The sequence below is a fragment of the Streptomyces sp. NPDC032472 genome, assembly GCF_040636955.1.
In the GTDB taxonomy this organism is placed as follows: Bacteria; Actinomycetota; Actinomycetes; order Streptomycetales; family Streptomycetaceae; genus Streptomyces.
The window spans coordinates 79,056-85,787 of sequence record NZ_JBEZVK010000032.1; the positions used below are offsets into that span (position 1 = coordinate 79,056).

The 6,732-nt window shown below is 75.4% G+C and carries 7 protein-coding genes; 3 read left to right on the plus strand and 4 right to left on the minus strand.

Features of this window, described 5'->3' with window-relative positions; genetic code table 11:
• Positions 1–2: 2 nt before the first annotated feature.
• Together AB0F11_RS22435 and murQ are read right to left on the minus strand one after the other, a co-directional pair.
• Positions 3–1,511: a PTS transporter subunit EIIC gene (locus tag AB0F11_RS22435; protein ID WP_362176463.1), complete on the minus strand. Its 1,509-nt coding sequence runs from the start codon at positions 1,509–1,511 to the stop codon at positions 3–5.
• A 54-nt stretch (positions 1,512–1,565) separates the two neighbouring features.
• Positions 1,566–2,486, minus strand: coding sequence for an N-acetylmuramic acid 6-phosphate etherase (gene murQ, locus AB0F11_RS22440; RefSeq protein WP_362176502.1), 921 nt, complete (start codon positions 2,484–2,486; stop codon positions 1,566–1,568).
• A 575-nt stretch (positions 2,487–3,061) separates the two neighbouring features.
• On the opposite strand from murQ, the gene AB0F11_RS22445 reads away from it, so the two are divergent.
• Complete coding sequence (locus tag AB0F11_RS22445; protein ID WP_362176466.1) at positions 3,062–3,439, plus strand: hypothetical protein; 378 nt, start codon at positions 3,062–3,064, stop codon at positions 3,437–3,439.
• A 7-nt stretch (positions 3,440–3,446) separates the two neighbouring features.
• Positions 3,447–3,713 carry a DUF4031 domain-containing protein gene (locus tag AB0F11_RS22450; RefSeq protein ID WP_361916690.1) on the plus strand — a complete coding sequence of 89 codons (267 nt, stop codon included), beginning with the start codon at positions 3,447–3,449 and terminating at the stop codon, positions 3,711–3,713.
• Positions 3,714–3,733: 20 nt separating this feature from the next.
• Here the strand turns inward: AB0F11_RS22450 and AB0F11_RS22455 are convergent, their stop codons facing one another.
• Together AB0F11_RS22455 and AB0F11_RS22460 are read right to left on the minus strand one after the other, a co-directional pair.
• Complete coding sequence (locus AB0F11_RS22455; protein ID WP_362176505.1) at positions 3,734–4,990, minus strand: Cmx/CmrA family chloramphenicol efflux MFS transporter; 1,257 nt, start codon at positions 4,988–4,990, stop codon at positions 3,734–3,736.
• Between the two features lie 62 nt (positions 4,991–5,052).
• The gene (locus tag AB0F11_RS22460) at positions 5,053–5,721 is read right to left on the minus strand and encodes a hypothetical protein (RefSeq protein WP_362176469.1); all 669 of its coding nucleotides are present in this window, start codon (positions 5,719–5,721) and stop codon (positions 5,053–5,055) included.
• A gap of 137 nt (positions 5,722–5,858) precedes the next feature.
• Here AB0F11_RS22460 and AB0F11_RS22465 point away from each other — a divergent pair, with 137 nt between their 5' ends.
• Complete coding sequence (locus AB0F11_RS22465) at positions 5,859–6,554, plus strand: copper homeostasis protein CutC (RefSeq protein WP_362176472.1); 696 nt, start codon at positions 5,859–5,861, stop codon at positions 6,552–6,554.
• The last annotated feature ends 178 nt before the right edge of the window (positions 6,555–6,732 follow it).

The following is a 6,732-nucleotide window of genomic DNA, read 5'->3' on the forward strand; positions in this document are numbered from 1 at the left end:
ATTCACGCCATAGCAGGCTCGTTGGCCTGTTGTCCCGTGGCCGGAATTGACCCCGGGTCGGAGTTCAATTCCGTCAGCATCCGCCGGGTGAAACCGAAGAAGTACGTGGCCGCGAATCCGACCAGGTAGCCCACCGCGAGCCCGCCCCCGTACACGGCGACGGTCAGGCCCATCCCCGAGCTGCCGTCCAGCAGCGGGAACAGGGCCCAGCCCGAGGGTCCGATGGCCGTGGAGCCGAAGGCGATGCCGAGCTGGTGGCACAGGCCCACGAACGCCCCGCCCGCCGCGCCGCCGACGCAGGCGGTGACGAAGGGCCGGCCGAGCGGCAGCGACACCCCGTAGATCAGCGGCTCGCCGACACCGAGGAGGGCGGCCGGCAGCGCGGACTTGATGGTCGTACGGATCGACCGGTTGCGCGGCAGCCGGCAGTAGACGGCGAGGGCCGCGCCGACCTGCCCGGCGCCCGCCATGGCGAGGATCGGCAGCAGGACCGTGTGGCCGCTCTGCTCGATGAGGGTGGTGTGGATGGGGATCAGGGCCTGGTGCAGGCCCAGCATCACCAGCGGCAGGAACAGCCCGCCCAGCACCAGCCCGGCGAGGGCGCCGCCGGACTGCAGCAGCCAGGTCGCGAAGGCGCCGATGGCGGAGGCGACCGCGCCGGCGGCGAACATCAGCCCGAACAGGGTGGCGAGGCCGGCGACGAGGACGGTCAGGGTCGGGGTGACCAGGCTGTCCAGCGCCTCCGGGACCCAGGTGCGGCACCCCTTCTCCACTTGGACGGCGAGCAGGGCGGCGGCCAGTGCACCCAGCACGCCGCCCTGGCCCGGCGCGAGGTGGTGGCCGAACGCGTCGATCTTCGCGACGCCCGGGAAGACGATGATCGCGGCGACCGCGCCGCCGAGTACGGGCGTGCCGCCGAACTCCTTGGCCGTGTTGAAGCCGACGAAGACGGCGATGAGGGACATGAAGCCGGACGCGATCGCGGCGAGCGCGGGCACCACGGCCGGCAGCCAACCGGTGTTCGTCAGCAGGCCGTTCAGGCCGGCGATGATGCCGCAGCCGATCAGCGCCGGGATCAGCGGGACGAAGATGTCCGCGACGCGGCGCAGCGCCAGCTTGACCGGGGTGGCGTTGCGAACCTTCTGCGCCGCCTTCAACGCCGCGCCGCGCTCGGCGAGTTCCTCCGCGGTCACCGGTGTCGCCACGGGCCCGGCCGGCGTGTTCGCGCGGCCCGCGGGCGGCGTGCTGCGGCGGGCCTGCGCGACGAGCGCCTTGAACTCCGGGGTCACGCGGGCGACGGCCCCCGGCCCCAGCACGATCTGGTACGTATCGTCCTCGACCACGCCCAGTACGGCGGGCAGCGCCCGCAGGGCCTCGTCGTCGACGAGCGAGCGGTCGTGCAGGCCGATGCGCAGCCGGGTCATGCAGTGCGCGATCGAGCCGATGTTGTCCGGGCCGCCGACGAGGGGGAGGATCGCGGCGGCCGTGGCGCGGTGCTTGTCAGTCGACATGGGGGGATCGCCTTGCGTCGGGGAAGGGGCCGGTGGCGGGGCGGGAGCGTGCGGTCAGGGTGTGGAGGTGCCGGCGGCCCGGGCGAGGGCGGCCCGCAGGTGGCCGTCGGAGGCGGTGAGCAGCTCGGCGGCGGCCGGGCCGTCGACACCGCCGAGGAGGACGAGGATCGCGGCCTTGACCTCGCCGCCGGTGGCGGTGAGCGCGGCCTCGATCTCCTCCTCGGGCGCGCCGGTGGCCAGGGCCACGATGCGGCGGGAGCGGGCGCGCAGCTTCTCGTTGGAGGCGCGCAGGTCGACCATGAGGTTCCCGTACGTCTTCCCGAGCCGGATCATCGTGATGGTCGAGACGAGGTTGAGGACGAGCTTCTGCGCGGTGCCGGCCTTCAGGCGGGTCGAGCCGGTCAGCAGCTCCGGCCCCACGACGACCTCGATGCCGTGCTCGGCGGCGGCGGCGAGGGCGGAGCCGGCGTTGCAGGACAGGCCGACCGTGAGCGCGCCGCGGCGGCGGGCGTGGGCGACGGCGCCGACGGCGTACGGGGTGCGGCCGGAGGCGGAGATGCCGATGACGCAGTCGTCGGCGGTCAGGCCCAGGGCGGCGAGGTCCTCGGCGGCCAGGCAGGCGGAGTCCTCGGCGCCCTCGACGGCCTGCACCATGGCGGACGGGCCGCCCGCGATCAGGCCGACGACCTGGCCGGGGGCGGTGTTGAAGGTGGGCGGGCACTCGCTGGCGTCGAGGACGCCCATGCGGCCGGCGGTGCCGGCGCCCGCGTAGACCAGGCGGCCGCCGCGGGCCATGCGGGCGGCGATGGCGTCGATGGCGGCGGCGATCCGCGGGAGCTCGGCGGCGACGGCGGCCGGGACGGCGGCGTCCTCGGCGTTCATGGCCCGGGCGAGCTCCAGGGTGCCGAGCCGGTCGATCCCGGCCAGCTCGGGGCGGAAGGCCTCGGTGGTCAGCGTGTCGAGCTGGGCGCGCAGCGCGGCGTCCGGGGCGGTCGTCGGGGCGGCGTTCGAAACGCTCTTCGCGGCGGTCTTGGGGACGGTCACGGGCGGGCCTCCTGGCAGGCATTTCGGCGACGGGGGGCGAGGCCTCGTACGAGGCGGCGAGCGCGGGGGCGGCCGGCACGAGGCCGGCGTACCGGGCGACGGGCGCGCCGGGCCGGCCGGTGACGGCGACGGTGGTGGCGCCGCGCTCGAAGGCCGTGCGCAGGCGATGCGGCCGGCGGTCGCGAGCGCGGTGACGGCGGCGGCCGGGTGCGGCCACGTCGAGCCCGGCGGCGGTGTCGGCGGGGGCGGAGACGGTGAGCCGGGCGCAGCCGCCGGATCGGAGGCGACGGCCTCGGCGACGGCCTCGGCGGCCGCCTGCACGCAGCGGGTCATGGAGGGCGCGAGGCGGCGGACGCGGGCCCGGAGCGGCATCGCCGCACCGAAGCTTTCCCTCGCCTCGTCGCGCATGCCTGAAATCTATTTTCGGGCCGGAATCGGGTCAATACGGCATAAGAGGGCCTTCGCAGGCCTTCGCCACGTGCCCGGTAGGGGTTCACAATGGGCGCATGGACCATGCAACCCCCCTGGAACAGGCGTTGCACGCCGCCCGCGCCCTCGTTCTCGCCGATCTCGTCGCCGGTGAGGTCGCCGAAGCCGATGTCGTCTCCCTCGTCGAGGACTCGGTCACGCACCGCCGGTGGTGGGTGGAGCAGTGGCCGGAGGGGGTCGACTACCTCGCCGGGCTCGTCGCCCAGGACGTGCAGGACGCGCTGCTGGAGAAGTACGGGCGCTGGCCGCTGTGCCCCGTCTGCTTCCACGGCGACCCGCACGCGCTGGACGTGGAGCCGGAATTGGGGCCCGATCCGCACTGGGTGTGTGCCAAGGCGGGGGTCAAGGTCGCCGCGGTGGGCGGCCTCGGCCCCGTCCTCGGCCCCGGCCGGTGAGCCGCCCGTGACGCTCTACATCGACCCGCCGACCTGGCCGGGCCACGGCCGCATGTGGTCGCACCTGGTCAGCGACGTCTCGTACGAGGAGCTGCACGCCTTCGCGGAGTCGATCGGCTGCCCGCGCAAGGCGTTCGAGCGCGACCACTACGACGTCCCCGAGCACCGCTACGCGGCCGCGGTGGCGGCGGGCGCCCGCGAGGTGGGCAGCAAGGAGCTGGTCCGCCGCCTGACGGAGTCGGGCCTACGCCGCCCGAAACACCGCCCGGCGTAGCCGCGTCTGCCGCACGGGGACTACGGCGCGGCCGGAGCCGGAGCACCGGTCGGGGCCGGGGCACCGGTCGGGGTCGGGGCAGCGGTCGGGGTCGGGGCCGAGGAGGCGATCACGCGGCTGGTGGGGGGTGGGGTGCGGCGGTCCAGGTGGAGGGCGCGCAGGCCCAGGCCGATCGCGGTGAGCGTCATGGCGGCGCCCGCCCAGGCGGTGGCCTCGAAGCCGAGGCCGGCGTCGATGACCGTGCCGCCGAGCCACGGGCCGCCCGTGTTGCCGACGTTGAAGGCGGCCGTGGTGGTGGCCCCGGCCAGGGTCGGGGCGGCCCCGGCGACGTTGAACATGCGGGCGTTCAGCGCGGGCGCGGTGAAGAACGTCGAGAACCCGATCAGGAACGACAGGCCGACGGCCGCCACGGCCGCGGACGCCAGCAGGGCCAGCGCCACGAGGAGGACGGACGAGGCGGTGATGCCCCACAGCATCACCCCGAACAGGTGCGCGTCGGCGATCCGGCCGCCGACGGTGGTGCCGGCCAGGGCGCCGACCCCGAACAGCGCGAGCACCCACGGCACCCAGCCGGCGTCCAGGCCGGCCACCTCGGTGAGCAGCGGCGAGAGGTAGCTGAAGGCGCAGAAGACGCCGCCCGCGGCCAGGGCCGTGATGCCCACGGCCAGCCACACCTGGCGGTCGCGGTAGATGCGCAGCTCCCGGAGGAGGGCGGGCCGTTCGGCGGGCAGCGGGATCCGCGGGACCAGCGCCAGGATGCCGGCGAGGGCGACCGCGGAGGCGGCGCCGACCGACCAGAACGCGGCGCGCCAGCCCAGGCGTTCGCCGAGGAAGGCGCCGGCGGGGACGCCGAGGACGTTGGCGAGGGACAGCCCGCCGATCATGACGGCCATGGCGCGGGCGCGCTGGTCACGCTCGACCATCGCGATGGCGACGGCCGCGCCGACCGCCCAGAAGCCGGCGCAGGCGAGGGCGGAGACCATGCGGGAGGCGAAGAGGAGCGCGTACGAGGGGGCCAGCGCGCCCGCGACCTGCCCGAGGCCGAAGAGGCTGATGAGGCTGATGAGGGTGGTGCGGCGCGGCAGCCGGAGCGTGGCCACGGCCAGCAGCGGCGCACCGAGGACCATGCCGATGGCGAAGGCCGAGATGAGCAGCCCGGCCCGCGCAATGCTGACGTGCATGTCCTCGGCGATGGGCGGCAGGAGGCCGGACAGCATGAACTCGCTGGTGCCGAGCGAGAACACGGCCAGGCCGAGGACGTGGACGGCGACGGGCATGCGGGAGCGGGGGCGGGAGGCTTCGGGCGGCATGTGTTGTCCGAACGACCCCGAAGTGGATCTCATTCCCCGGGTTCTCCCAGTTCCTCCAGCTCGGCGGCGAGGTTCCGGCGGGCCGGGGCCTCCCAGTGGGCGGTGCCGTACGGGGTGCGGTAGAGGCGGGGCAGGTCCAGCAGCTGCCGCAGGACAGCGGCCCGGCCGGCACGGAAGGCGTCGTCCGGGACGAAGCCGTACTCGGCGCGCACGGCGGCGGCGTACGCGGCGTACGCGTCGGGTTCGCCGGCCAGTACGGCCAGGTCGGCGTCGCACAGGACCTCGCCGTTGGTGTCACCGGGGGCGGGGTCGTGGGTGACGGTGAGCCGGACGAGGCGGGCCACCTCGGCGGTGCGCTCCTCGGGTATGCCGAGTTCGTGCAGGGCGCGCTCGGCGAGGGCGGCGCTGCGCTCCTCGTTCTCGGAGCGGTCGGGGCGGTAGACGGCGTCGTGGAACCAGGCGGCGAGCTCGACGGCGGCGGGGTCGGCGGCGTGCGGGGCGAGTACGTCGATCCGTGCCAGTACGTCGGCCAGATGCGCGGTGGTGTGGTAGCGGCGCTGGGGCTCCGCCCAGGCGGAGAGCAGCCGGTCGGCGTACGGTCCGGGGTCGCTGCCGGCGGGGGCGCCGGCGGCGGCCGCGGTGGCGTGCCAGCGGGAGCGGAGGCGGGCGTGCGCTTCGGGCTTCGGGGTGTCGGCCATACCCCACATTGTCGGGTGGCGCGCGGAGGTGGGTGCGGGTGCTGGTGAAGGGGTGGGCGGGCCCGTACCCTGGATATTGGACTAGACCTATTTTCGCTGCAGCTTCAGAGCTTCGGCTTTCCCGAGGAGTGGGCCCAATGAGCAACCGTGCAGTCCTGGAGGTGATCGCCCTCGACGTGGAGGACGCGGTCGCGGCCCAGGCCGGTGGGGCGGACCGACTGGAACTGGTCAGCGACATGGCCGCCGACGGGCTCACCCCGACGCGCGAGACCTTCGCGGCGATCCGGGCCGCGGTCGACATCCCGCTGCGCGTGATGCTGCGGGCGGCGGACGGGTTCTGCGCCGGGTCCGCGGAGGAGGTGGACCGGCTCGCCGCGCAGGCGCGGGCGCTGCGGGCCGAGGGGGCCGAGGAGTTCGTCCTCGGGTTCCTGACCCCGGACGGCCGTCCGGACCTCGCCGCGATCGAGGCGGTCGCGGGGGAGCTCGGGGGCTGCCGGTGGACGTTCCACCGGGCCATCGACCGGGCCGCGGACCGGGACCAGCTGCGCAAGGCGCTGGCGGACCTGCCCGGCCTGGACACGTACCTGACCGCCGGGGCGGCGGAGGGCGTGGAGGAGGGGCTCCCGGTCCTCGTCGCGGAGGCGGCGCGGTGCGGTGAGCCGGGTTATGCGGCCGAGCTGTTGGTCGGCGGCGGGCTCACCCTGGCCCACGTCCCGGTGCTCCGGGAGGCCGGCATCACCGCCTTCCACATCGGCGGCGCCGCCCGCTCGTCGGGCTGGACCCACCCGGTCTCCGCCGCCGCGGTCGAATCCTGGCGCACCGCCCTCGCCTGACCCCGGCGCAGCCGGCGCTCCGCCCCGGCCCCCGCGCCTCAATCGCCGGCGGGGCTGGATGTGCCGGACCTCCGTCTCGGCCGTCGGCCGGGGCGGGACGCGCCAGCCCCTGGCCCAGCTGCGGGCCGGGGGCTGCGCCCGGCCTTGCTGGGGCTCCGCCCCAGACCCCGCGCCTCAA